A 23230-nucleotide genomic window follows, 5' to 3' on the forward strand; every position below is an offset into this window, starting at 1 on the left:
CAACCAAAAGCCAATGAGAATCGGACAGAATTCGATCATCGCGTTCCTCTCGGATTTTTTGTCTACGATTCTGGGCTTCGTCTCTACGATACTCATCGCCCGATTTCTCGGTGCAGATGTCCTCGGTATCTATGGGTTGTTCGTGTCTGTTGTGATTTTCACGGCGAGTATCTGCTCGTCTGGGTTCAATATCGCTATTAAAAAGCGGATTAGTGAACCTGGCGACAGTGGAAAGATACTCACTGCAGGATTTGTTTCAGAACTCGTCTTGTTCCTGTTTTTCGCGCTACTTGCGTGGATATTCCGCAGCGCAATCGAACAGTACTTACGAGGAGTGAGTGTCGAAATTCTGATTGGGATTGTCGCTGTTTCTATGCTTTCCGGGTTGGTTACGAGCGTACTCGACGGTGAAGGGAGCGTCCATATCTCGTCTTTACTCCGACCGGTCGAAACGGTCGTTCGGAGTTCGTTGCAGATCGTCCTGATTCTAACTGGCTTCGGCCTGACTGCGCTCATAATTAGCTACTTAATTGCGCTGTCGGTCTCCTCACTCATCGGCATATACTTCATATCGATACGTGCTCAGGTTCCCTCCCGAGAATCATTCACGTCGATTTTTTCGTTCGCTAAATATTCTTGGATTTCGAACCTCAGAAACCGTGCCTTTAGCTCGATGGATATCTTGATTTTAGGGTTCTTCGTCTCTGAGGGACTTATCGGGATTTACAAAGCAGCGTGGAATGTCTCGCTAATTCTCGGACTGTTCAGCAATGCCGTTAGCCGTGCAATCTTCCCCCAAGTGAGTCAAATCGCGAATGCAGACCCCCGGAAAGCAAAGCAACTGGTCCAAAATGCACTCCCATACGCTGGATTTCTCATAATTCCTGGCCTATTGGGCGGTGCTGTTATCGGAAAACAGGTGTTAGCGCTATATAGCCCTGAGTTTACCATCGGATACAATATTCTTCTGCTCTTGATATTAGCACAACTATTGTATAGTTTCTCAACAATTCTCGAGACCGGAATCAATGCTTTCGACAAACCAGAGGTGTCCTTCAGAATCAACGGACTGTTCATTGTTGCTAACTTCATCCTCAATATCTTGCTGATTCCCATCTTCGGATGGGTAGGTGCGGCACTGGCAACATTCTCTTCGGGTGCCATCTCCCTGTTGGGATATTGGCACGTCTCTCGTGAGATTATGCCAGTCTCGTTCCCGAAGCGTGATGTTTTCCTACAGCTCATTTCTGCACTGTTGATGGCCATCGTCGTTTTTCTCTTTGAACAGCTCGTTCCCCAAGGTGAGATATACACCGTAGTGATTGCTGGAATTGGTTCTGTCTGTTACTTCGGAGCACTCATGACACTATCACCGAGTTTCAGAGTCATCGTCCGGTCAAACCTCCCAATATAGCATCCAAAAGATGGCCGTCCTCATCAGTATCGAGTGTCGTCACGGTTGTTGGATGGGGAGTAAGTCACATGGTGAATCTTCTGTTCCTGTTCACTGCAGCGCTGGGGTCTCCCAAACCACGTCGAATAGATAGGGACGTGGTAGGGCCCTGATTATACTTGACGAAAAAAACCGTGTCCTCGAATTGAGGATGTGGCTACTCGTACTGGTCTCGAAGTTCTTCGTCCACTTCCCAAATCGCACTGCCTTCTCCGCGGAGCAGTTTCACACTGGCAAACAGCAGTGACACCTGCGTGTCGAAGAGTGCGTAGGCCGGTTGGAGCGAGCCTAACTTGTCACGCGACCCGAGAGAGACGAACCCTGCGAGTGCGCCGGGGACGACGAGACCAAGCGGGCCAGAGAGTGCGAACCCTGCCAGCGTCGTGACGGCGAGTGCACCGGCGAGAAGCCACGGCGAGACGATCATGAACCACCAGTTGAACGGCAGCACGACACCGCCGTACAGCCCATAGCGACCCAGTGCATCTCGGTGGTGTGCGAGGAGGCGGATGAGACCCATCGCGCGACGGTCTTTCTGGGTCCGGCGCTTCGAGAACTCAGAGTGCGACGCCTCCTTGTACCGGATGTCTGGGTCGAAGATGACCCGCTTCCCGTTGCGTCGAATGAGCAGGGCGAGTTCGGTGTCGTCGGCGATAGAATCGGGGTCGATGGGGACGATTTCGTCGTTCTCGAACGCCGAAAACGGTCCGTGGAAGATGAGCGTCGAGTCGAGGTGCGATTCGAGTGTCTGGATAGTCGCTTGGATGCCGCGGTAGCCTTCTTCGACGCCGCTTCCACCGAGCACGTCGGCGTTGCGTCCAGTGACTGCACCGACGTCGGGGTCGGCGAGGTTCGCGGCGGCGACGCGAAGTGCGTCGGGTGCGACTTTCGAGTCGCAATCAGTCTTGACGACCATCTCGTTCTTCGCGGCGGCGTAGGCATCGTTGAGGGCAGGCGCGAGGCCACGTCGCTCGTCTTCTTCGATGAGGTTCAGCGTCGGGGCGTCTCGGCCGTCAAACCAGTCACGGATGATGTCTCGAGTCGAGTCGTCGCTCGAATCGACGATGACGACTTCGACCTTCTCCATCGGATAGTCGAGTGCGAAGATGTCGTCGAGTTTGTTCTCGATGATTCGTTCTTCGTTGTACGTCGGGAGGACGATACTGACCGTCGGTTCGGATTCCTGCTTGTTCGCCGGCGACCCCTCGGGGTCGATGAGGTAGTAGAGCAACCCATAGACCAGGTACGGGAGTCCTGTGAGCGAAAGGAGGAACATCGCCCCTTTCGACAGACGGCGAGCGAGAGTGCGCATACCCCCGGTTGAACGACGGTCATAAAAATAACACGGGTCTCTCGGTTGTCGTCGCCAGAACACGAATTGAGAAGTCCTTTTATATTGCCCGTCTGTTTTGCCGCGTAATGGATTACGCCGACGTGTGCGTCCTCATCCCCACCTACAACGAGGCGGAGACCATCGCCGACGTCGTCGCCGACTACCGAGACGAGGGATTCAGCAACGTCCTCGTCATCGACGGTGACTCCACGGACGGGACGCGTGAACTCGCCGACGAGGCCGGTGCGCGCGTGGTCGTTCAGTCCGGCTCCGGGAAGGGCCAAGCGGTCAGAGAGGCCGTCGAGAAGTACGTCGAGGCAGAGTACGTGCTCATGCTCGACGGCGACGGAACCTACGAGGCGGCGGACGCGACGAAGATGCTCGAACCGTTGGAGGAGGGGTACGACCACGTCATCGGCAACCGGTTCGCCGACATGCGAGCAGGGGCGATGACGAGGTTGAACCAGATTGGAAACAAAATCATCAACCGGGCGTTCGGACTCATCCACGGACAGGACTTCAGAGACATCCTCAGTGGCTACCGGGCGTTCACGCGCGAGTCGTTCCTCCAGATGACGCTCACGTCGGACGGGTTCGGTATCGAGACGGAGATGGCCGTCGAGTGTGCGAAACGCGGGTTCAAGACGACTGTCGTCCCCACGACGTACTACCCCCGACCGAGTGGGTCGAACACGAACCTTCATCCAATCCGCGACGGCGGAATCATCTTCCTCGAACTGTACCGACGGGCGAAGACCAACAATCCGCTGTTCTACTTCGGGAGTGTCGGACTCGCGTCGACGGCGGCCGGTCTCGGCCTCGCACTCTACGTCGGATACGAGTGGGTCGTCCGCTCGATTTCACACGAGGTTATCGCTGTCGTCTCCGCGGCGGGTATCCTCTTCGGCGTCCAACTGCTGATGTTCGGTGTCCTCTCGGACCTCATCCTCTCACTCCATCGGGACCAGATGAAGCGTATCGAAGAACTGGAGTGACGCGCGCCGTCGGTGTCGGATTATCGCGTTACTGACGCTGAATCGAGGGGTACTGCCGTCTCCGTTCCCTTCAAAATGGGACGAGAGACCGAAGTCGTGCGACGAGACTCTTCGACGCCTTGGCGCGGAACTGCTCGAACACCGGGTGCAGTGACTCCAGCAGGTCACGACGCGACTCGAACTGTGATTTCTGAGTTTCTTCGAGCACCTCGTCTATCGTGACCGTGTTCCCCGCGGCGTCGATGGGGACGGCGACGTGGTCGAGCGCCTGCGCAATCGTCTGCGCGTCGGCCGGGTAGTCGATATCGGCGGCGTCGACATCGTCGGACAGTGCCGCGATGCCGAACTCGATAGTGTCAGGGTCCGACGTCTCGTTCTGCGGCGGTCTCGCTGCCATCAGATAGAACTACGAAGTGCGGACGGGAAAAACCCCCGACCATTCGTGACGACTTCGTGTCGTCCAGTTCATCTGTGCCGCACCGGTCTTCGCACCGTTGGGATTAACCCCCACGAGCGCCAGGTGCCAGCCATGACCGAGTACACGACGGTTTCTATCCCGAAAGAGTTGGCCGGGCGCGTCGAGGAGACGCTCGAAGGAACGACGTTTTCGAGTACGAGTGACCTCGTGCGGTTCCTCTTGCGAAGTATCGTCATCCAGCACGAACGGTCGGGCGGCGAACTCTCCGAATCCGAGTTCCAAGAGATTGCCGAGCAGTTGACCGACCTCGGGTATCTGCGGTAGGCGCGACCGACTGGTCTCGTTTCGAGAGGAGACCACGCGGAGAGGACACTCGTCCAGCGCGAGGTGCGTTCCGTGCTCAGGCGAGTTCTTCTTCTGGTGGTTCCGCGTCGACGACGACGAGGTCGAGTTTCCGTCCTGCGCGGTCGAACGCGGCGAGGGTCTCTTCATCCCACGGTGGGACAGCGAGGAGAACGACGGCGGCCAAATCGTCGCGCTCGGTGAGTTCGAACGGCCCTTGCGGGTGCGTGATGAAGCGTGCACGACCACGGCCTGCCGGCGTTCCGAGGTCGACACCGAAGATGGCGCTGACCGACCCGCCCGCTTCGGCCATGTAGAAGTGCGTGAGCACGGGAGTCTCGGGGTCGATTCCGAGGTCGTCGTCGAAGTCTCCGGCGGGCGTCGGCGCGAGCACCAGATTCGTCTCCTGTGGTTCGGCCGCTTCAGCCATGTCGAGGAGGACCTCGACCAGTCCCCGAGTCACGTGGATACGCCGGCGGGAACCCGGGCTATCTGGTTCGACTGCTGTCGAGTGAGCCGAGTCGCCCTCGTCGGTCGTGTGGCCGCCATCACCGACGACGCGCCGCTGGTCAGTCATCAGTCTGAAACCATCGTCTTGAACGCTTGGACGTACGCACTGGGGAGGTTCTTCCGCGCGTTCGCGAGGGCGGTTCGAAGTTCGTCACCCGCGTTCTCCATCACTCCAGCACCGTGACCGACGAGCAGGCGTTCAGGGTCGAACGATGAGAGCAGTCGGCGTGGTGGGAACGGTCGGAGCATCGGATGGACACCGAGTCGCTCACCGGGCGCGCAGTAGTACCCAACGGTCCCGACCGCTTCGGGAACGACGAGTGTGTCGAGTTCCTCGTGGAAGAACCCGGCTTCTTGCCACGGCGGGACCGTCTTATCGACGACACGGAACGTCTGGAACCCCGAGTCGGCGAGTTCGCTTCCGAATCGTTCGACCGTCACGTCAAGTTCGTTGGCGACTCCCGTCATCCACGACGCGACGTAGACCGGAACCTCGTGGCGGTTCGCCACCGCTGCCGCATCGCGTTTGTGCCGGTCGAGTCCGACGACGACGCCAGCGACGTCGCCAAGGTCGTCGAGCAAGTCGTCGACGCCCGGTGCATCGACTGGGTCGAACACCCACACGTCGCCGTCTACCTCGACGGCGTGGCTGGCCCGTTGCATGGCCTCGTCAGGATACGCAAGCCACCCGACGCCGTGGTCCCATCGGTCGATTTCACGGAGCTGAGAGCGTCCGCTACCTTTCATCGGCATGATAGTACCGTAGGCCGGAACGCGCATAAGCCCTCCTCCACCGGTGGTTGCGCCCGGTTTCTCTCACGTTCGCGTGCGGAGTTTCGAACTGTGTTGTCGATAGCGGAGTGCAGTCGGGTTCGGCGTCACTGCGAGACACAGAGACCCCCGAGAAGAACGGGGCGGAGGAAAGGCCGAGATGGGGACGACGACCCGACTGTTAGAGGTTGTCCGTGTTGATGTCGACGCCCGGCGGCGTGACGACGAGGAACTTCCGGAAGTGCATCAAGTTCCCACCCATGTCTTTCACGTCGCGTGCGAATCCGGCGGCGAGTTTGTTGAGGTCACCTTCGATGGCGAGAAAGAGCGTGTTACCCCGTGCGATGGACTCGACCCACTCTTGGGGGGGTGTCGACCCGTCGAGGACGCCGAGGACGACGTCGCCTTCGGCGTCGTCTTCGTCGAGGTGTTCTTCGGCCGTCTGCAAGTTGAGGTTGAAGTCGCCCATACCCGGTCGGTTGTCGAGCGACGAGAAAAGGGTTCGGTCACCGTCGGTGGCCGGTGTCGTCTCGGGGAGCGTGGCGGGACTAACTTAGGGGGAGTGTGGTCGGGTTGCCGACTCGTCCAGTGACGGCAGAACCGGCGGTGTCTCACCGATAGTCACCGTCCGACTCGTGTCAGGTGTTACCATTCAATTCGGACAACATTCGTCCAATCGTGAGTGCGCGAAACGGGGTCGAATTATCGTTTCTAAACCCAAAGGAGTTAATTAATTACTTGGTTGGGGGTGGATGCTGTGACGCTGTATCAGGACAACATATGACATGATATCGTATAAGGTCGTTTAGGTACTGCGATTAGGGGTGTGTGGTACACTCACAGTGTTGCTGGTGAACGACCGTGATACTGTCTGGGAGAAACATTTATATACGAGTTCCCACACCTGACTGACACGATGTCTCACAACGACACGGAGGATTCGTCGGGTTCCCCGGCGGGTCGAGTTCTTCCAGGGCACATTAGCCCAACAATCTGAAATCGAAGACGTACGAATCTTCGACACGACACTCCGCGACGGCGAACAGTCACCGCGAACCTCGTTCAGTTACGAGGAGAAGCGCGACATCGCCGCCACCCTCGACGACATGGGCACCCACGTCATCGAGGCAGGGTTCCCAGTGAACTCTGATGCGGAGTTCGAAGCAGTTGCTGATATCGCTGCTTCGGCGGACTATTCGACGACGTGCGGGTTGGCCCGCGTCGTCGACAAGGATATCGAAGCCGCGCTGGATTCCGGCGTGGACATGGTTCACACGTTCGTGAGCACCAGCGATGTCCAGTTGGCCGACTCGATGCACGCCTCTCGCGAAGAGGCTGTCGAGCGGGCCGTCCGAAGTGTCGAACGCGTCCGCGACGCGGGCGCCGAAGTAATGTTCTCGCCGATGGACGCCACCCGGACGGACGAGGAGTTCCTGATAGAAGTCGTCGAAGCGGTCTCTGAGGCCGGCGTCGACTGGATCAACCTCCCCGACACGTGCGGTGTGGCGACGCCGACTCGCTTCGCCCGGATGGTCCGGACGGTCCGCGAGCACACCGACGCCAAAATCGACGTGCACGCGCACGACGACTTTGGACTGGCATCGGCCAACGCGATGGCCGGTTTCGAAGCGGGTGCCGCACAGGCACAGGTGTCGGTCAACGGCATCGGCGAACGTGCCGGTAACGCCGCCTACGAGGAGGTCGTCATGGCCGCAGAATCCCTCTACGGCGTCGACACCGGCATCGACACCACGAGAATCACCGAGTTAGCTCGCATCGTCGAGAAGGCGTCCGACATCCCGATTCCGGCGAACAAGCCGGTCGTCGGGCGGAACGCCTTCTCCCACGAGAGCGGCATCCACGCCGCCGGCGTCATCGAGAACGCCGACACGTTCGAACCGGGTGTCATGACCCCCGAGATGGTCGGCGCCACGCGCGAGTTCGTACTCGGCAAACACACGGGGACGCACTCGGTTCGCAAGCGCCTCGCAGATATCGGGTTCGACCCCACGGACGCCGAGGTCCGTGAGGTAACCCGCCGCGTCAAAGACTACGGCGCGGAGAAAGAGCGCGTCAACGACACGACGCTCGAGGCGTTCGCCCGCGACGTCGGTGTCACCCACGAAGACGAGAGAGAGGAGGAGGTCCGCGCCTGATGGCGCCGGGCTGTGGCCCTACTGGGCGACCGCCCTGCACTCTGTCCCGGCCGGCGTGCAATCGTTGCCCGCCGCGCAACAGTTATTATGACCCGGGAGTACGTGTGCCATACGATGAACCAGCACGACGCACGGTTGGCATCCGCTTCGCCGCAGTCAGCGGCGAGCGCCGCCACCGTCGGTGCTGTTCGGTCGCTCATTATTGTAGGGGCATAGCCCCCTCACACTCCATCTCTCAGTCCTCGGGTTCGAACCGTTTTCAGACACTTCAGCAGTCCCCAACCATGGAGCACCAGTACCACGCAACCGACCGACAGCACACGCATCGATATCGACGACCAACACACCGCCACGGAGGCCACACATGAGTGAACGCACTGCCGCGACGACCGACGCAGACGCGTCGTCACAGTCCGACGACGAACCGACCCAGACCGAAGTCACGTCGGGCGCGACCGCCGTCGTCCGCGCGCTCGAAAACGCCGGCGTCGAGACGGCGTTCGGCGTGCAGGGTGGAGCAATCATGCCCATCTACGACGCCCTGTACCACTCCGACATCCGTCACGTGACGATGGCCCACGAGCAGGGCGCGGCCCACGCCGCAGACGCCTACGGCGTCGTTCGCGGTGACCCCGGTGTCTGTCTGGCAACCTCGGGTCCCGGTGCGACGAACCTCGTGACCGGCATCGCCGACGCCAACATGGACTCCGACGCGATGCTCGCACTCACCGGGCAGGTCCCCTCGGACATGGTCGGGTCCGACGCGTTCCAAGAGACGGACACGACGGGCGTCACCGCCCCAATCACGAAGCACAACTACTTCGCTTCGTCTCCCGACACTGTCGGCGACACCGTCGGCGAAGCGTTCGCACTGGCCGCGGAAGGCCGACCCGGCCCGACACTGGTCGACTTACCGAAGGACACCTCCCTCGGTGAGACTGACCGTGAACCCGGCGACGCACGCCCGCCAGAGACGTGCCGTCCACGGACCGACCCCGACGACGCACAGGTCGAAGCGGCCGCCCGCGCAATCGAACAAGCAGAGAATCCACTCCTCCTGTTCGGCGGTGGAGTCGTCAAGGGTAATGCGACCGACGTCGCCCGGAACTTCGCGACCGAGCACCAGATTCCGGTCGTCACGACGATGCCCGGAATCGGCGCGATGCCGGAAGACGACGAACTCTGTCTCTCGTGGGCAGGGATGCACGGCACCGGATACGCCAACATGGCTATCACCCACACCGACTGCCTCATCGCTATCGGGACGCGCTTCGACGACCGCTTGACCGGCGGCATCGACACCTTCGCGCCCGAAGCGGAAGTCGTCCACGTCGACATCGACCCGGCGGAAATATCGAAAAACATCCACGCAGATTACCCAGTCGTCGGCGACGCCGGTACCGCCATCGAGCGCATCGGGGCAGAGATGGAACACAGTCCGGACGCCCGCGAATGGCGCGAACAGTGTCTCGTCTGGAAAGACGAGTACCCGATGGACTACGCGGCACCAGAGGACGAACCCCTGAAACCGCAGTTCGTCGTCGAAGCGCTGGACGAAGCGACCCCAGACGAGACCATCGTCACGAGTGGGGTCGGCCAACACCAGATGTGGGCCGCCCAGTACTGGACGTTCCGCGAACCGCGCCGGTGGGTCTCTTCGCACGGCCTCGGCACGATGGGGTACGGTCTCCCGGCCGCCATCGGTGCTCGACTCGCCGCTGACGACGACGAGACTGTCGTCTGCGTCGACGGCGACGCCTCGTTCCTGATGACGATTCAGGAACTGTCCGTCGCCGTGCGCGAGGACCTCGACATCACCATCGCCATCCTGAACAACGAGTACATCGGGATGGTTCGCCAGTGGCAAGACGCCTTCTTCGAAGGGCGTCGCATGGCCGCCGGCTACGAGTGGTGTCCGCAGTTCGACAAACTCGCCGAGGCCTTCGGTGCCCGCGGGTGGACTGTGGACTCCTACGACGAGGTTGCAGACGCCATCGAAGAGGCACTGGCCTACGACGGTCCGTCGGTCATCGACTTCCACGTCGACCCGGCGGAGAACGTCTACCCGATGGTCTCCTCGGGCGCACCGAATGGAAAGTTCGCACTCTCGGAGGACCAATTATGAGTGACAAACAGAAGGGACTGCAAGGGCCCGCACCAGACGAACGACCCCACCCAGCAGGCCGACGCAACTCGCAAGGTATCCGTATCGACCCCGAAGTGGAGTCAGAACCCGAACGACGCCGCACGGTGCTTTCGGCCATCGTTGAGGACGAACCCGGTGTCCTCTCGCGAATCGCCGGCCTCGCCGCACGGCGCCAGTTCAACATCGAGAGTCTCACGGTCGGTCCGACCACCGTCGACGGCCACTCGCGTATCACGATGGTCGTCGAAGAACCGGACCCCGGCATCGACCAGATAGAAAAGCAGATTGCGAAACTCAAGCCCGTCATCTCCATCGGCGAACTGGACGACGACGCCGTTCGCGCGGAACTCGTCCTCCTGAAGGTCCGCGGCGAAGACCCCGACAAGGTCCACGCCATCACGAAGATGTACGACGGCACGACCCTCGACGCCGGTCCGGAGACCATCACGGTCCAACTCACCGGCGACGAGCGGAAGATAGACGACGCCGTGGACGCGTTCCGCCGATTCGGCATCATCGAAATCGCCCGAACCGGCCAGACCGCCCTCGCCCACGGTGCGAAGAAGACAGTCCCCGGAGAGGAACCCGGAACCTCCGGCGAACCGACGAAACCGACGACAAATACCCAATGACCGAACTCAATACAACTGTATACTACGACGACGACGCAGACCGCTCCCAAATCGACGACAAGACCGTCGCCATCATCGGCTACGGGAGTCAGGGCCACGCCCACGCACAGAACCTCGCCGACAGCGGCGTCGACGTGGTCGTCGGCCTCCGTGCCGACTCCTCGTCGCGCGCAGCAGCACGCGAAGACGGACTCCGCGTTGCGACGCCCGCCGAGGCCGCCGCGGAAGCCGACATCGTCTCCATCCTCGTCCCCGACACCGTCCAACCGGCGGTGTTCGAGGAGATTCGAGACGGACTCGAAGACGGCGACACGCTCCAGTTCGCCCACGGGTTCAACATCCACTACAACCAGATTCGCCCACCGGAGAACGTCGACGTGACGCTCGCCGCGCCGAAGTCCCCCGGCCACCTCGTCCGCCGGAACTACGAGGCTGGCGAAGGGACCCCCGGCCTCATCGCCGTCTATCAGGACACGACCGGCGAGGCGAAAGAAGAAGCGCTGGCGTACGCCCACGCAATCGGGTGTACCCGTGCCGGTGTCATCGAGACGACGTTCCAAGAAGAGACCGAGACCGACCTGTTCGGCGAACAGGCCGTCCTCTGTGGCGGTGTCACCTCGCTCGTCAAGCAGGGGTACGAGACGCTCGTCGACGCGGGCTACTCCCCTGAGATGGCCTACTTCGAGTGCCTGAACGAACTGAAGCTCATCGTCGACCTGATGTACGAAGATGGACTCGGCGGCATGTGGCACTCCGTCTCCGACACCGCGGAGTTCGGCGGCCTGACCCGTGGTGACCGCATCGTCGACGAACACAGCCGAGAGCGCATGGAAGAGGTCCTCGAAGAGGTCCAAGACGGCACCTTCGCCCGCGAGTGGATTCTGGAGAATCAGGCGGGTCGCCCGTCGTACACCCAGCTCAAGGAAGCCGAAGAGAATCACGAAATCGAGCAGGTTGGCGCACCGCTCCGCGAGTTGTTCGCGTGGGGTGACGACGACGCCGACGACACAGAGAAAGCAGAAGCACCAGCAGACGACTGACCAGCCAGCAGCGCCCCACACATGACACGAAACGAAACACGAGACGGCACAGCCGAACGAATGGGAGACATCAGCCACACGAATCCCTATACGGGAGAGACCTTCACGACGGTCTACGAGCGCGGTCCGGCCGCCACCGACGGCGGCGAAGTGGCCGGCACCACGCCGGAGATGACCGGCGGGTCCGAGACGATGGAAGACGTCGACCACACCCCGCGCAACGGCGCGGATGCAAGCGAAGTCTGGAAACGCGGCCGCGACGACGGCCCCGCTCGAACGGTATCGGGTGACGTAGATGAGTGAGGGAACGCTCTACGACAAGGTGTGGGAAGAACACACTGTCTCCGAACTCCCGACGGGCCAGACGCAACTGTTCTGCGGCCTGCACCTCATCCACGAGGTGACGAGTCCGCAGGCCTTCGGGATGCTCCAAGAACGCGACTTAGAAGTCGCGTACCCCGAGCGAACGCACGCGACGGTAGACCACATCGTCCCCACGTCGGACCAGTCGCGGCCCTTCCGTGACGACGCCGCCGAAGAGATGATGGCCGAACTCGAACAGAACGTTCGCGACGCGGGCATCAACTTCTCGGACCCGACCTCTGGCGACCAGGGTATCGTCCACGTCATCGGGCCAGAGCAGGGCCTCACCCAACCCGGCATGACCATCGTCTGTGGTGACAGCCACACCTCGACCCACGGCGCGTTCGGTGCGCTGGCGTTCGGTATCGGGACGAGCCAGATTCGCGACGTGCTGGCGACCCAGACCGTCGCCATGGAGAAGAAGAAGGTTCGAAAAATCGAGGTCACGGGCGAACTCGGCCCGGGCGTCGAAGCGAAGGACGTCGTCCTCGAAATCATCCGTCGCCTCGGAACCGAAGGCGGCGTCGGCTACGTCTACGAGTACGCCGGCGAGGCCATCGAGAACCTCGAGATGGAAGGGCGGATGAGTATCTGCAACATGTCCATCGAGGGCGGTGCTCGCGCGGGCTACGTCAACCCAGACGAGACCACCTACGAGTGGCTGAAGCAGACCGATTACTTCCAAGAGAACCCCGAGAAGTTCGACGAACTCAAGCCGTACTGGGAGTCCGTCCGCTCCGACGAGGACGCCGAGTACGACGACGTCGTCACCATCGACGGGTCGGAACTCGAACCCGTCGTCACGTGGGGTACGACACCCGGACAGGGAGTCGGCATCACCCAACCAATTCCGGCCCCCGAAGACCTGCCCGAAGAGAAGCAGGACACCGCTCGGATGGCCCAAGAACACATGGGCGTCGAACCCGGCGAGACGATGCAGGGCTACAAAATCGACGTGGCGTTCCTCGGGTCGTGTACCAACGCCCGAATGCCCGACCTGCGCCGTGCCGCAGAAGTCGTCGAGGGCCGGCAGGTCGCCGACAGCGTCCGCGCGATGGTCGTCCCCGGCAGTCAGCGCGTCAAGGCCGCCGCCGAAGCGGAAGGCCTCGACCAGGTGTTCGAAGAAGCCGGCTTCGAGTGGCGAGAAGCAGGGTGTTCGATGTGTCTCGGCATGAACGAAGACCAGTTAGAGGGCGACGAGGCGTCTGCATCCTCGTCGAACCGCAACTTCATCGGTCGGCAGGGGTCGAAAGACGGCCGCACCGTCCTGATGAGTCCGCGCATGGTCGCCGCCGCGGCCATCACCGGGGAAGTGACTGACGTACGCGAACTGAAGGAGGTGAACACGGCATGACCGACGAGATTCCAGCGATAGATTCCGCCTCCGGGTCGGGCGTCCCAATCCGTGGGAACGACATCGACACGGACCAGATTATCCCGGCGCGGTTCATGAAAGTCGTCACGTTCGACGGCCTCGGTGAGTTCGCGTTCTTCGACCAGCGATACGACGAACACGACGAACCCAAAGCCCACCCGATGAACGAGGCGCACTTCCAGGACGCCTCCATCATGGTCGTCAACGCCAACTTCGGGTGTGGGTCGTCGCGCGAACACGCCCCACAGGCGCTCATGCGTTGGGGTATCGACGCCATCGTCGGCGAGTCGTTCGCCGAAATCTTCGCCGGCAACTGTCTCGCACTCGGCATCCCGACGGTCACGGCAGACCACGAGACCATCGTCGAACTCCAGGAGTGGGTCGACGAGAACCCCGACGGCGACATCGACGTCGACGTGGAGAACGAGACGGTCACGTACGGAGACACTACCGTAGACGTGACCGTCGACGACGCACAGCGAAAGGCACTCACCGAGGGTGTCTGGGACACGACGGCGCTCATGAAGTCGAACGCCGACGCCGTCGCCGAGAAAGCCGCCGCTCTCCCTTACGTCGATGACTGAGGAAATCGTCGTCATCCCCGGTGACGGAATCGGGAGCGAAGTCATCCCCGCCGCCGTCGACGTGCTCGACGCTGTCGGCGACTTCGAGTTCGTCGAAGCCGACGCCGGCGACCACGTGAAGGCGGAGACGGGCGAGGCACTCCCACAGGAGACGTACGACCTCGTTGCCGAGTCGGACGCGACCCTGTTCGGCGCGGCGGGCGAGACTGCCGCCGACGTCATCCTCCCGCTTCGAACGGCCGTCGATTCGTTCGTCAACGTCCGCCCGGCGAAAGCCTACCCCGGTGTGGACGCACTCCGTCCGGAGACAGACCTCGTCTTCCTGCGAGAGAACACCGAGGGCGTCTACTCGGGTCACGAAGACCGCCTCTCGGACGACCTCTCCACGCTCACGCGCGTGGTGACGACGTCCGCCTCGGAACGACTCGCCGAGTACGCCTGCGACTACGTCGGTGGCGAAGGCGGCAGTTTCCAGGTCGCCCACAAGGCGAACGTCATGCGCGAGACGGACGGACGCTTCCGCGACGCCGTCGTCTCTGTCGCAGACGAACGCAGCGTCGAGACCGAAGAAGTCCTGATGGACGCCTTCGCGACGCGTGTCTGTCTCGACCCGACGCAGTTCGACACTATCGTCTGTCCAAACCTCGCGGGCGACGTCCTCTCGGACCTCGCCGCCGGTCTCGTCGGCGGACTCGGACTGCTCCCGTCGGCCAACATTGGCCCGGACAGCGCCCTGTTCGAACCGGTTCACGGGTCTGCCCCCGACATCGCCGGCGAGGGTATCGCAAACCCTGCGGCTACCATCCTCTCGGCCGCCATGCTACTCGACTATCTCGACTACGAGGACGAGGCCGAGCAGGTTCGTGCGGCAGTCGAAGGCGTCCTCGAAGACGGTCCGCGGACGCCGGACCTCGGCGGCGACGCGTCCACTGAAGACGTGACTGTGGCCATCCTCGACCGCCTCTAACCGACCGGTCGCGACTGGTCGCCGACCAGTCTCATCACTCTGCGGTACGCTGCGTACAGTTGTGCCCGACTGTACGATGATTTTCTCCCGTCTCGCCCCTGCCCAACCACGCCCGACGTGCAGTTCGTCGGTAACCTATTTTCGTTCCTGTTCGTCCTCCACCCGGTTTCGAACACATACGAACGGAATCCAACATAAACAATTAACACTACTCGTCACCCACTTCCCATCTAACGAGGAATCGTTACAGATGTTACCAGCAGAGCGAAAACGCCGTATCGTCGAACTCGTCTCCGAGTCCGACGGCCGCTCGGTCGAGGGACTGTCCGAGGACCTCGGGTACTCGAAGGCGACGATACGTCGTGACTTACGCGAACTCGAAGACCGCGGACTGGTCGAACGGTCACACGGTGGGGCCGTTCCCGTGACCTCCGTCGGCCAAGAGCAGACCTACGGGCAGAAAGAAGTACAGAACCTCGACGCGAAACGGGCAATCGCCAAGCGCGCCATCGAGGAACTCGCCGAGGGACAAGTCGTCTTCTTCGACGCGGGGACGACGACGATGGAAGTCGCCCGGACCGTCCCGAAAGACGGCACGATTCTCGCCGTCACGAACTCGCCACGACTCGCCATCGAACTGAACGACGAGGACAACGAGGTCAAACTCACCGGTGGGACCCTCCGCCGCCGGACGCGCGCACTCGTCGGTCCAACTGCAGAATCGTTCATGCAACGGACGAACTTCGACGTCCTCTTTCTGGGAACGAACGCACTCGACGTCGAGTCGGGGCTGACGACGCCGAACGAAGACGAGGCCCGGATGAAAGAACTGATGGTCGAGAAGGCCGCAAAAGTCGTCCTCGTTGCCGACTTTTCCAAACTCGGTCGCCGGAGTTTCGTCCAGTTCGCAACGCTCGAAGACGTCGACCTGTTCATCACTGACGGCGAACTCGACCCCGAGACGCGCGAGGAGATAGAGAGTGCGGGCGTCGAAGTCGTCGACGGAGTTTCCCAATGATTCTCACGATTACACCGAACCCTGCGGTAGACCACACGATTCACTTCGACGAACCACTCGAACCCGGTGTCGTCCATCGAACCGACGAAGCGGTGTTCACCGCCGGCGGGAAAGGCATCAACGTCGCAAAGTACGTCTCTGCGCTCGACGTCGAGGCGACAGCATCCGGGTTTCTCGGTGGTCACTTCGGGACGTTCGTTCGTGACCGACTCGACGCGGATGGCGTCCCGAGCGACTTCGTGAACATCGACGACCACACTCGATTGAACACGACTGTTCTCGCCGACGACGGCGAGTACAAACTCAACCACAACGGCCCGCACATCACGGACGCCGACGTGGACGAACTCGTCGAGGCGGCACAGGCGAACGAACCCGAAACGCTCCTCGTCGGCGGGAGTCTCCCGCGCGGAATGGCGCTCGAATCGGTCGATAGACTCGCCCGGGCGGGTGACTGGCGAACGGCAGTCGACATGGGCGGGAAGTACCTCGCAGAACTCGACGCCGACTACTTCGTCTGTAAACCCAACCGGTCGGAACTCGCGGAAGCGACTGGGCGAACCGTCGAGACGAACGAAGACGCGATTGCGGCGGCAGAAGAACTCCGTGACGGGCAGTTCGAATACGTGCTCGCCTCCCTCGGGGGCGACGGTGCCGTCCTCGTGACCGAAGACGCAATCCTATCTGCGCCGGCACTCGACGTCGACGTCGTCGATACCGTCGGGGCGGGTGACGCGATTCTGTCTGGATTCCTCGCGGCACTCGAACGCGGGATGAGCGATTCTGATGCCCTCCGAATGGGGATTCTCACTGCTGCACGTGTCGTCGGCGTCGCCGGAACCCGAGTCCCCCACCTCGAAGACGTGCTCACGAACGAGACACACGTCGACGTGAGCACTGTCCGGGCTCGCTGACCTTTCGGATGAATGTTTATTAAGGACTAAAACACTCAGGAACATTCATATTCGAAAGGGTTTTTGAAGATATACGTGTAGAAACGATAACGGGGTGGCAACACTATGGCAAACGATGCAGAAGACGCGGTTCGGTCCTACCTCACGTCGGTGAAGGAGGACCTCATGACAGGGGTATCGTTCATGATTCCGTTCGTGACCATCGGCGGAATCTTTCTGGCACTGGGCTACGCGGTAGCCTCGCTTTCGAACAACGTACAAGACGTGTTCAGTAGCACTGGCACGGCAGGCTGGTTCCTCGCGCAAATCGGTGTCGCGGGACTTACACTCATGGTCCCGGTTCTCGGGGCGTACATCGCGTACGCAATCGCCGACCGTCCGGGCCTGGCACCGGGGTTCATCCTCTCGTACATCATCCAGCAAGGAAACGTCCTGCAGGCGGCAGGTGACGTCATCGGTCTCCAGGGCGGTTCGGCCGGTGCCGGCTACCTCGGCGCAATCGTGGCTGGGTTCCTCGCCGGTCTCGTCGCTCGCTGGTTCAAGCAACGCAACGTGCCGGAGTTCGTCGCACCGATGATGCCGGTGCTCCTCATCCCGGTGGCGACCACCGCCGTCTTGACGCCGATTATGCTGTTCGTGCTGGGCGTCCCGATTTCCATCGCCAACGCTGAACTCACCGCGTTCTTGAGCAACATGCAGGGCGGCAGTCAGGCCATCGTCTTCGGTGCCCTCGTGGGCGCGATGATGGCGTCCGACATGGGCGGCCCAATCAACAAGGTGGCGTACGTGTTCTCGGTCGGCCTCATCTCCGAGGGCGTCACCGCCCCGATGGCCGCCGTGATGATTGCCGGGATGGTCCCACCAATCGGCCTCGCGCTCTCGAACTTCATCGCACCGCAGAAGTACGCAGAAGAGATGTACGAGAACGCCAAGAGCGGTGTCCTCCTCGGCTTCTCGTTCATCACCGAGGGTGCGATTCCCTACGCAGCAGCAGACCCCGCACGCGTCATCCCCAGCGTCGTGGCTGGCAGTGCAGTCGCGGGGGCGGCCTCGATGGCACTCGGCGTGACGATGCCTGCTCCCCACGGCGGCATCTTCGTCGTTCCGCTGTCGAACCAGCCGTTCGCGTTCATCGGCTGTATCCTGCTCGGGTCGCTCGTGACGGCAGTCATCGCGACGGGCATCAAGCCCGACTTCGAAGTCACGGCGGGTTCGGCACAGAGCAGCGACGACTGACCACGACACCTAACCAATCTTTCCATACCCGAACGAAGTACCATGGACGTAGCAGACATCAGCACCATCACACCGCTCGAACTGATTTCACTCGAAGAGCCCCCGGCGACCAAGGACGGAGCCATCGAATTCCTGCTCGACCTGGCAGTCGACGCAGGCCGTGTCGAGGACCGTGAGGCGGCACTCGACGCACTCCTCGAACGAGAAGAAGAGGCGACCACCGGTGTCGGCTTCGGCATCGGCATCCCGCACGCGAAGACGGACGCAGTCACCAAGCCGACTGTCGCATTCGCTCGTTCCACCGAGGGAATCGACTTCGACGCCATGGACGACAAGCCGGCACGCCTGTTGTTCATGATTCTCGTCCCTGCCGAGGGTGGCGAAGACCACCTCCAGATTCTGAGCGCACTCTCTCGGTCGCTCATGCACGAAGACGTGCGGGAGAACCTCCTCGAAGCAGAGAACGAGGAGACGGTTCAGGACATCCTCAGTGAGGTGGTGGCCTAATGGAACGAATCGTCACCGTCGTCCCCGAAGACGGCCTTCACGCACGACCAGCCTCGAAGTTCGTCGAGACGGCCAACGAGTACGACGCGGACGTGCAACTCGGCCGTGCAGACACAGACGACTTGGCACCCGCCGCGAGCATGCTCGCCGTGACGGGACTGGGCGTCTCTGCCGGCGAAGACGTACGTCTCGTCGCCGAAGGCGACGATGCAGAAGCGGTTCTCGACGCACTCGAAGATATCCTTTCGACGCCTGAAGCCGAACACTGACCATGGCCGAACGAACCCTCTCTGGTATCGGCGTGACACCGCTCTCCGGGGTCGGAAAGGTCGTCTGGTACCGTCCAGACGCCGACCTCTCGGACCCGCCCGCCCCCGAGGACGTCGATGCCGAGAACGAACTCGCACGATTCGACGAGGCGCGGAGCGTCGCCGAAGACGAGTTGCAGGCAGAACGCGCACGGACCGCCGAACGCGTCGGTGAAGAAGAGGCCGCCGTGTTCGACGCCCACGTGCAGTTCCTCAACGACCCGCAGATTACCGACGGCGTCACCGACGCCATCGAAGGCGGATTACCGGCCGAACATGCCGTCCAAGAGACGTTCACGGGGTTCGTCGAGCAGTTCGAGAGCATGGGCGGGCGCATGGGTGAACGCGCAGACGACCTGCGTGACATCCGTGACCGACTCGTCCGCGTTCTCTCGGACGGCGAACGTGTCGACCTCTCGTCGCTCCCGAAAGGGAGCGTCGTCGTCGCCGAACGTCTCACGCCGAGTGACACGGCGCAACTCGACCCGAAGCGGGTTGCAGGATTCGTGACCGTGACCGGTGGACGAACTTCGCACGCGGCCATCTTCGCTCGGTCGCTCGCCCTCCCCGCCATCGTCGGCGTCGGGGACGAACTGGAGTCGATAGAAGACGGGACTGAAGTCGTCGTCGATGGCGACGCGGGTGACCTCATCGTCAATCCCGACGACGACACGAAAGCGGCCGCCACCGCCGAGGCGGACGTTCACGTCAGAACCGGTCCTGCGGAGACGGCCGACGGCGTCGGCATCGAAGTCGCGGCCAACGTCGGGACACTCGCCGACCTCGAACCCGCAGTCGACCGTGGGGCCGACGGTATCGGCCTGTTCCGAAGTGAGTTCCTCTTCTTAGACCGGGAGACGCCACCGGACGAAGACGAGCAGTTCGACGCGTACGTCGACGCACTGGAGTCGTTCGAACACGGCCGCGTCGTCGTCCGAACCCTCGACATCGGCGGCGACAAACCGGTTCCGTACCTCGACTTGCCGGAAGAGGAGAATCCGTTCCTCGGTGAGCGCGGGATTCGACGGTCACTCGGCCCCGACGCGTCGCTCTTCGAGACACAGATTCGCGCGCTATTGCGGGCCGCGGGAAGCACCGACGGGACGCGTCTCTCGGTGATGCTTCCCCTCGTGACGACGCTGGACGAACTCCACGAGGCACGCGAGCGATTCGAATCCGTCGCGTCCGACCTCGCCGAAGAGGGACTCGCCCACGAGGTGCCCGAGTTCGGCATCATGATAGAGACGCCCGCCGCGGCGTTCATGGCCGACCGATTCGCACCGCACGTCGACTTCTTCAGTATCGGGACGAACGACCTCGCCCAGTACGTGATGGCCGCCGAACGCGGTAACGAACGCGTCTCTGAACTCGGCGACTATCGCCAACCCGCGGTCCTGCACGCCATCGATGCGACTGTCGCGGCAGCAGACGGTCACGACTGTTGGGTCGGCATGTGTGGCGAGATGGCAGGTGACCCGGACCTCACCGAACTCCTCGTCGGTCTCGGGTTAGACGAGTTGAGCATGAGTGCCGTCACGGTCCCGCACGTGAAAGCGGCCGTCACGGAGACGAACACGGGAGACGCCGAAGCGCTCGCCGCGAACGTTCTCGCGGCTGACACCAAAGATGAAGTCACTAACATCCTAACCTCAGACCAATGAAATTAGTCGCAGTCACATCCTGTCCGACGGGTATCGCACACAGCCAGATGGCGGCAGAGAACCTCCTGCAGACCGGTGAGCGTCTCGGCCACGACATCGACGTCGAAGTCCAAGGTGCCATGGGGACTCAAGACGAACTGTCGTCTGAGGCCATCGCGGAAGCCGACGCGGTCATCATCACCTCAGATACGTCGGTTAGTCGCGACCGATTCGATGGCAAACTCGTCGTCAAAGGCACCGTCAAAGACGGCGTCAACAACGCCGAGGCAATCGTCGAGCAGGCAGTCGAACTCGCCGAAGCAGGGAAGACCGGGTCCGTCTCGTTCGGTTCCGACGGAAGCGACGCCGAGTCGGCGGACGACGAATCGGGCGACTCCGAGCCCGAAGTGGAATCTGAGGAACCGGTCCGCCGTGGCGGCGACCCCGAAAAGGGCCTGTTCGCACGCCTGAAGAAACTGTTCTCCTAACTCTCGCCGCGTTGTCGCTCCGTTTTCTTCACGGTTCTGAGCGGCGCGTCTCGTGCTCGCTGAAAATTAACTCGAAAATGAACGAACGAGAACGTGCAAAACCGAAACCGGTTTCCCATAGATTATTATCCTCGCGTTCGTTGCCGAACACGAGGTGAACGCATAATGCCGTTTTACGGCGGGGAGGAACTCGCCACTGTATACGACGAGGCGCTCGACGAAGGGTTCGGTCTCATCGCGAGTAACGTCGCGGAACCGAACGTCATGATGGGACTCATGGAGGGTGCCGACCGGATGAACTCGGACCTGCTGCTCCAACTCAGCGGCGGTGCGTGCAAGTTCGCCGGTAACGGTGACCCCGTCGCGGGCCTGAAGTCCATGGGTACCTACATCGAGGCAATCGCCGAACAGTACGACATCGGCGTCTTCCTCAACATGGACCACCAGACGGACCTCGAGTTCATCGAACAGCAGATAGAACTCGACATCCCGTCGTCGATTATGATAGACGCTTCCCACGAACCGTTCGACGAGAACGTCGCGACGAGTCGGGAAGTCGTCGAGATGGTCGAGGCCGCGGACTCCGACACCCTCATCGAGGCCGAACTCGGCCAGATCAAGGGTGTCGAAGACGAAATCGAGGCTGAAGAGGCGTTCTACACGGACCCCGAGCAGGCGGTCGAGTTCGTCGAGAAGACGGGCGCTGACCTCCTCGCTATCTCCGTCGGCACGCAACACGGCGTCGCCAAGGGCAAGGACCTCGAACTCCGCCCAGACCTCGCACACGACATCCGGCAGGCCCTCAAGGACCACGGCCTCGACACGCCACTCGTCCTCCACGGGTCGTCCGGCGTCCAACCCGACCAACTCCAAGAGATGCTCAAACACGGCATCTGCAAGGTCAACAAGGACACGCGCTACCAGTACGAGTACACGCGTACCGCCTACGACCTCTACCGCGAGAACCCCGACGCCATCGTCCCGCCGGAAGGCGTCGAGGACGCTCGTGACACGTTCTTCAACGAGACCGAGTGGTCGCCAGACAAGTCGGTGTTCGACCCACGCGTCGTCGGACGTGACATCCGCGCCCGTATCGCGGACGTGCACGCTGGCCTGACGGAAGTCTCCGGCAGCGCCGAACAGACGCTGTTCAAGTAACGCCGCGTCGTTTCAGGTGCCGGTCTTCCGCCGTCACCTTCGCCGCCGTCTTTCATTTTCGCTGCCGCCTACTCGTTTCGAGGACCACCCGCGACACACCGATTCGCCGGTCGTCGATTCGATTTCCCCGGCCGCTTAAGGTGTCACGTGGCGTGGGAGTACGTATGCCACAAATCCACGTCGACGACTCCACCATCGAACGACTCGACAACCTGCGCGAAGAAGACGAAGACTACGACGAACTCATCAACGAACTGATGAACATCTACGAAGCGAGCGAGCGGACGCTGTTCCACGCCGGCGACGAGTACTGAGAGACGGTCTCGTCGACTCGTGGCCTCCTCGTCGTGCTACTGAACAGTCACTCTTGATACGCGATTCTGACCTGTTCCCACTTGCCTTTCTTCTCGAGATGGTCCTGTAGGGCGTCCGCGTAGGCCTGTGTGAGTCGCTCGGCGTCTTCGAGTTTCTCCTGTTGTCCCTGTTTTCCTCCGTCTCCGAGTCCGAGTGCGCCTTTGATGGAATCGACGATGCCACCACCCGACGACGAGTCCTGTTGCCCGCCGGCACCGCCCATCGCCCCCATCTGTTTGCGGATGTTGTCGAGTTCGGGGATAATCTGTGGAACTTTTTCGGTGTCTGCGACGATTCGCGCCGCCTCCGGGTCGTCCGCGTTCTCGATTTCGAACTCCGTCGCCGTCATGATGAGGCCCCACTCTTGACTGTTGAAGCGAGAGTTCATCACGTGGTCGTTGAACTCGCGGTCGACCGTCATCCGGTCACCCACGATACTGTCAGTCCAGTGTGCCATGTGCACACGTCGTCGTCCAGTCAGTATCAGGGTTGCGGGGTCGGTCGACGACGGCGCGCCGGGTC

Annotated in this window: 26 protein-coding genes; 20 read left to right on the forward strand and 6 right to left on the reverse strand. The window is 61.7% G+C overall.

The features are described 5' to 3' along the window. The first annotated feature begins 13 nt into the window (after positions 1 to 13). Complete coding sequence (locus GJR96_RS12790) at positions 14 to 1414, forward strand: oligosaccharide flippase family protein (RefSeq protein WP_151163274.1); 1401 nt, start codon at positions 14 to 16, stop codon at positions 1412 to 1414. 196 nt (positions 1415 to 1610) lie between these two features. On the opposite strand, the gene GJR96_RS12795 is transcribed toward GJR96_RS12790, so the two are convergent. Further along, complete coding sequence (locus GJR96_RS12795; protein ID WP_151163275.1) at positions 1611 to 2765, reverse strand: glycosyltransferase; 1155 nt, start codon at positions 2763 to 2765, stop codon at positions 1611 to 1613. A 107-nt stretch (positions 2766 to 2872) separates the two neighbouring features. Here GJR96_RS12795 and aglJ point away from each other — a divergent pair, with 107 nt between their 5' ends. After that, the gene (gene aglJ, locus GJR96_RS12800; protein WP_151163276.1) at positions 2873 to 3781 is read left to right on the forward strand and encodes an S-layer glycoprotein N-glycosyltransferase AglJ; all 909 of its coding nucleotides are present in this window, start codon (positions 2873 to 2875) and stop codon (positions 3779 to 3781) included. A 70-nt stretch (positions 3782 to 3851) separates the two neighbouring features. Here aglJ and GJR96_RS12805 read toward each other — a convergent pair whose 3' ends face one another. After that, the gene (locus tag GJR96_RS12805) at positions 3852 to 4178 is read right to left on the reverse strand and encodes a hypothetical protein (protein WP_151163277.1); all 327 of its coding nucleotides are present in this window, start codon (positions 4176 to 4178) and stop codon (positions 3852 to 3854) included. 132 nt (positions 4179 to 4310) lie between these two features. Here GJR96_RS12805 and GJR96_RS12810 point away from each other — a divergent pair, with 132 nt between their 5' ends. Further along, positions 4311 to 4523, forward strand: coding sequence for a ribbon-helix-helix domain-containing protein (locus GJR96_RS12810; RefSeq protein WP_151138164.1), 213 nt, complete (start codon positions 4311 to 4313; stop codon positions 4521 to 4523). A gap of 76 nt (positions 4524 to 4599) precedes the next feature. On the opposite strand, the gene GJR96_RS12815 is transcribed toward GJR96_RS12810, so the two are convergent. The 3 genes from GJR96_RS12815 to GJR96_RS12825 form a co-directional block, all read right to left on the reverse strand. Beyond that, positions 4600 to 5118 carry a hypothetical protein gene (locus tag GJR96_RS12815; RefSeq protein WP_225317740.1) on the reverse strand — a complete coding sequence of 173 codons (519 nt, stop codon included), beginning with the start codon at positions 5116 to 5118 and terminating at the stop codon, positions 4600 to 4602. Continuing rightward, positions 5118 to 5804: a hypothetical protein gene (locus GJR96_RS12820; protein WP_191965901.1), complete on the reverse strand. Its 687-nt coding sequence runs from the start codon at positions 5802 to 5804 to the stop codon at positions 5118 to 5120. Before GJR96_RS12820 ends, GJR96_RS12815 begins: the two co-directional genes overlap by 1 nt. 199 nt (positions 5805 to 6003) lie before the next feature. Further along, the gene (locus GJR96_RS12825; protein WP_151163279.1) at positions 6004 to 6291 is read right to left on the reverse strand and encodes a DUF5779 family protein; all 288 of its coding nucleotides are present in this window, start codon (positions 6289 to 6291) and stop codon (positions 6004 to 6006) included. A 439-nt stretch (positions 6292 to 6730) separates the two neighbouring features. On the opposite strand from GJR96_RS12825, the gene GJR96_RS12830 reads away from it, so the two are divergent. From GJR96_RS12830 to GJR96_RS18170, 17 genes are all read left to right on the forward strand, one after another. Continuing rightward, the gene (locus GJR96_RS12830; protein WP_154326233.1) at positions 6731 to 7978 is read left to right on the forward strand and encodes a LeuA family protein; all 1248 of its coding nucleotides are present in this window, start codon (positions 6731 to 6733) and stop codon (positions 7976 to 7978) included. 364 nt (positions 7979 to 8342) lie between these two features. Beyond that, the gene (gene ilvB, locus GJR96_RS12835) at positions 8343 to 10103 is read left to right on the forward strand and encodes a biosynthetic-type acetolactate synthase large subunit (RefSeq protein WP_151163281.1); all 1761 of its coding nucleotides are present in this window, start codon (positions 8343 to 8345) and stop codon (positions 10101 to 10103) included. After that, positions 10100 to 10756, forward strand: coding sequence for an acetolactate synthase small subunit (gene ilvN / locus GJR96_RS12840; protein WP_151163282.1), 657 nt, complete (start codon positions 10100 to 10102; stop codon positions 10754 to 10756). Before ilvB ends, ilvN begins: the two co-directional genes overlap by 4 nt. Continuing rightward, positions 10753 to 11796: a ketol-acid reductoisomerase gene (ilvC, locus tag GJR96_RS12845; protein ID WP_151163283.1), complete on the forward strand. Its 1044-nt coding sequence runs from the start codon at positions 10753 to 10755 to the stop codon at positions 11794 to 11796. Before ilvN ends, ilvC begins: the two co-directional genes overlap by 4 nt. A 21-nt stretch (positions 11797 to 11817) precedes the next feature. Beyond that, positions 11818 to 12099, forward strand: coding sequence for a hypothetical protein (locus GJR96_RS12850; protein ID WP_151163284.1), 282 nt, complete (start codon positions 11818 to 11820; stop codon positions 12097 to 12099). Next, a complete protein-coding gene (gene leuC, locus GJR96_RS12855; RefSeq protein ID WP_151163285.1) occupies positions 12092 to 13513 on the forward strand; it encodes a 3-isopropylmalate dehydratase large subunit in 1422 nt (473 codons plus the stop codon). Before GJR96_RS12850 ends, leuC begins: the two co-directional genes overlap by 8 nt. Beyond that, positions 13510 to 14118, forward strand: coding sequence for a 3-isopropylmalate dehydratase small subunit (gene leuD, locus GJR96_RS12860; RefSeq protein WP_151163286.1), 609 nt, complete (start codon positions 13510 to 13512; stop codon positions 14116 to 14118). Before leuC ends, leuD begins: the two co-directional genes overlap by 4 nt. Continuing rightward, positions 14111 to 15085, forward strand: a complete 975-nt coding sequence (gene leuB, locus GJR96_RS12865) for a 3-isopropylmalate dehydrogenase (protein WP_151163287.1) — start codon at positions 14111 to 14113, stop codon at positions 15083 to 15085. The genes leuD and leuB overlap by 8 nt, the downstream gene beginning before the upstream one ends. Positions 15086 to 15335: 250 nt before the next feature. Continuing rightward, positions 15336 to 16103 carry an HTH-type transcriptional regulator GlpR gene (glpR, locus tag GJR96_RS12870; RefSeq protein ID WP_151163288.1) on the forward strand — a complete coding sequence of 256 codons (768 nt, stop codon included), beginning with the start codon at positions 15336 to 15338 and terminating at the stop codon, positions 16101 to 16103. After that, on the forward strand, positions 16100 to 17017 hold the full coding sequence (gene pfkB / locus GJR96_RS12875) for a 1-phosphofructokinase (RefSeq protein WP_151163289.1): 918 nt from the start codon (positions 16100 to 16102) through the stop codon (positions 17015 to 17017). Before glpR ends, pfkB begins: the two co-directional genes overlap by 4 nt. Before the next feature lie 105 nt (positions 17018 to 17122). Next, positions 17123 to 18253, forward strand: a complete 1131-nt coding sequence (gene ptfC, locus GJR96_RS12880) for a fructose PTS transporter subunit IIC (protein WP_151163290.1) — start codon at positions 17123 to 17125, stop codon at positions 18251 to 18253. Between the two features lie 42 nt (positions 18254 to 18295). Next, positions 18296 to 18760: a fructose PTS transporter subunit IIA gene (gene ptfA, locus GJR96_RS12885; protein WP_151163291.1), complete on the forward strand. Its 465-nt coding sequence runs from the start codon at positions 18296 to 18298 to the stop codon at positions 18758 to 18760. Further along, the gene (gene ptsH1, locus GJR96_RS12890; RefSeq protein ID WP_151163292.1) at positions 18760 to 19029 is read left to right on the forward strand and encodes a phosphocarrier protein HPr; all 270 of its coding nucleotides are present in this window, start codon (positions 18760 to 18762) and stop codon (positions 19027 to 19029) included. The genes ptfA and ptsH1 overlap by 1 nt, the downstream gene beginning before the upstream one ends. A 2-nt stretch (positions 19030 to 19031) precedes the next feature. After that, positions 19032 to 20729 carry a phosphoenolpyruvate--protein phosphotransferase gene (gene ptsP / locus GJR96_RS12895; RefSeq protein WP_151163293.1) on the forward strand — a complete coding sequence of 566 codons (1698 nt, stop codon included), beginning with the start codon at positions 19032 to 19034 and terminating at the stop codon, positions 20727 to 20729. After that, positions 20726 to 21196: a fructose PTS transporter subunit IIB gene (ptfB, locus tag GJR96_RS12900; protein ID WP_151163294.1), complete on the forward strand. Its 471-nt coding sequence runs from the start codon at positions 20726 to 20728 to the stop codon at positions 21194 to 21196. The genes ptsP and ptfB overlap by 4 nt, the downstream gene beginning before the upstream one ends. 165 nt (positions 21197 to 21361) lie before the next feature. Then, positions 21362 to 22354, forward strand: a complete 993-nt coding sequence (gene fba, locus GJR96_RS12905; RefSeq protein WP_151163295.1) for a class II fructose-bisphosphate aldolase — start codon at positions 21362 to 21364, stop codon at positions 22352 to 22354. A gap of 164 nt (positions 22355 to 22518) precedes the next feature. Continuing rightward, the gene (locus tag GJR96_RS18170) at positions 22519 to 22668 is read left to right on the forward strand and encodes a DUF7557 family protein (protein ID WP_191965864.1); all 150 of its coding nucleotides are present in this window, start codon (positions 22519 to 22521) and stop codon (positions 22666 to 22668) included. Positions 22669 to 22715: 47 nt separating this feature from the next. Here the strand turns inward: GJR96_RS18170 and GJR96_RS12910 are convergent, their stop codons facing one another. After that, complete coding sequence (locus tag GJR96_RS12910) at positions 22716 to 23165, reverse strand: DUF5799 family protein (protein WP_151163296.1); 450 nt, start codon at positions 23163 to 23165, stop codon at positions 22716 to 22718. Between the last annotated feature and the right edge of the window lie 65 nt (positions 23166 to 23230).

Origin of the sequence: Haloferax litoreum (assembly GCF_009674605.1) — an archaeon.
GTDB lineage: Archaea > Halobacteriota > Halobacteria > Halobacteriales > Haloferacaceae > Haloferax > Haloferax litoreum.

Bases quoted from the DNA above. Each gene is read 5' to 3' on its own strand.
- GJR96_RS12790 (WP_151163274.1), top strand. From the start codon at position 14: ATGAGAATCGGACAGAATTCGATCATCGCGTTCCTCTCGGATTTTTTG.
- GJR96_RS12795 (WP_151163275.1), bottom strand. From the start codon at position 2,765: ATGCGCACTCTCGCTCGCCGTCTGTCGAAAGGGGCGATGTTCCTCCTT.
- aglJ (WP_151163276.1), top strand. From the start codon at position 2,873: ATGGATTACGCCGACGTGTGCGTCCTCATCCCCACCTACAACGAGGCG.
- GJR96_RS12805 (WP_151163277.1), bottom strand. From the start codon at position 4,178: ATGGCAGCGAGACCGCCGCAGAACGAGACGTCGGACCCTGACACTATC.
- GJR96_RS12810 (WP_151138164.1), top strand. From the start codon at position 4,311: ATGACCGAGTACACGACGGTTTCTATCCCGAAAGAGTTGGCCGGGCGC.
- GJR96_RS12815 (WP_225317740.1), bottom strand. From the start codon at position 5,118: ATGACTGACCAGCGGCGCGTCGTCGGTGATGGCGGCCACACGACCGAC.
- GJR96_RS12820 (WP_191965901.1), bottom strand. From the start codon at position 5,804: ATGCCGATGAAAGGTAGCGGACGCTCTCAGCTCCGTGAAATCGACCGA.
- GJR96_RS12825 (WP_151163279.1), bottom strand. From the start codon at position 6,291: ATGGGCGACTTCAACCTCAACTTGCAGACGGCCGAAGAACACCTCGAC.
- ilvB (WP_151163281.1), top strand. From the start codon at position 8,343: ATGAGTGAACGCACTGCCGCGACGACCGACGCAGACGCGTCGTCACAG.
- ilvN (WP_151163282.1), top strand. From the start codon at position 10,100: ATGAGTGACAAACAGAAGGGACTGCAAGGGCCCGCACCAGACGAACGA.
- ilvC (WP_151163283.1), top strand. From the start codon at position 10,753: ATGACCGAACTCAATACAACTGTATACTACGACGACGACGCAGACCGC.
- GJR96_RS12850 (WP_151163284.1), top strand. From the start codon at position 11,818: ATGACACGAAACGAAACACGAGACGGCACAGCCGAACGAATGGGAGAC.
- leuC (WP_151163285.1), top strand. From the start codon at position 12,092: ATGAGTGAGGGAACGCTCTACGACAAGGTGTGGGAAGAACACACTGTC.
- leuD (WP_151163286.1), top strand. From the start codon at position 13,510: ATGACCGACGAGATTCCAGCGATAGATTCCGCCTCCGGGTCGGGCGTC.
- leuB (WP_151163287.1), top strand. From the start codon at position 14,111: ATGACTGAGGAAATCGTCGTCATCCCCGGTGACGGAATCGGGAGCGAA.
- glpR (WP_151163288.1), top strand. From the start codon at position 15,336: ATGTTACCAGCAGAGCGAAAACGCCGTATCGTCGAACTCGTCTCCGAG.
- pfkB (WP_151163289.1), top strand. From the start codon at position 16,100: ATGATTCTCACGATTACACCGAACCCTGCGGTAGACCACACGATTCAC.
- ptfC (WP_151163290.1), top strand. From the start codon at position 17,123: ATGGCAAACGATGCAGAAGACGCGGTTCGGTCCTACCTCACGTCGGTG.
- ptfA (WP_151163291.1), top strand. From the start codon at position 18,296: ATGGACGTAGCAGACATCAGCACCATCACACCGCTCGAACTGATTTCA.
- ptsH1 (WP_151163292.1), top strand. From the start codon at position 18,760: ATGGAACGAATCGTCACCGTCGTCCCCGAAGACGGCCTTCACGCACGA.
- ptsP (WP_151163293.1), top strand. From the start codon at position 19,032: ATGGCCGAACGAACCCTCTCTGGTATCGGCGTGACACCGCTCTCCGGG.
- ptfB (WP_151163294.1), top strand. From the start codon at position 20,726: ATGAAATTAGTCGCAGTCACATCCTGTCCGACGGGTATCGCACACAGC.
- fba (WP_151163295.1), top strand. From the start codon at position 21,362: ATGCCGTTTTACGGCGGGGAGGAACTCGCCACTGTATACGACGAGGCG.
- GJR96_RS18170 (WP_191965864.1), top strand. From the start codon at position 22,519: ATGCCACAAATCCACGTCGACGACTCCACCATCGAACGACTCGACAAC.
- GJR96_RS12910 (WP_151163296.1), bottom strand. From the start codon at position 23,165: ATGGCACACTGGACTGACAGTATCGTGGGTGACCGGATGACGGTCGAC.